Raw genomic sequence first — 474 nt, forward strand, 5'->3', positions numbered from 1 at the left:
GTCAGACGGCCTTGCTGAGGCGTCAGCTCAAGCAATCGGGCGTTTGCCGACTGGATAAATTTGTTTTTCGTGCGCTGCATTTTTCTTTGCAGGGCGGAAACAACGCGGTTGTACAGACTGTCTTTTTGCTTGACTTCGCGTGTATCGGCAACCCAGCTCAAGCGTGTATTGCCGTCTTCATCTTCAATCAGCAGGATACCGGTTTCTGATTGGGGCGATTTGCCCATACAAGGGAGCCAAACATAATATCGGCCATCTAAAGTAATGAATACTGCGTCATGTACTTCGCATTCATCGCAACACTTGGTGGCGATCAAAGAGCGGATGGCTTGTTGGTGCAGTCTCAGAATATCAAGGGAGACTTGCTTAAAAATACTTTCGGGCATTTTCTTCTCCTTTCATTCTGTTGTGCGGTTGTTTTGTTTCGATGGGTTGTATTATACGGCGATTTTTTAAATTTGCAAATGATAATTG

The 474-nt window shown here is 45.4% G+C and carries 1 protein-coding gene; it reads right to left on the minus strand.

All coding sequences use genetic code 11. From position 1 onward, the window contains the following. Positions 1-386 (minus strand): pyridoxamine 5'-phosphate oxidase family protein (locus ACTHUM_RS19265; protein WP_440403893.1); only part of this gene is annotated, 386 nt, incomplete at its 3' end. Positions 387-474: the final 88 nt, after the last annotated feature.

This window comes from Neisseria sp. P0021.S006 (genome assembly GCF_051956895.1).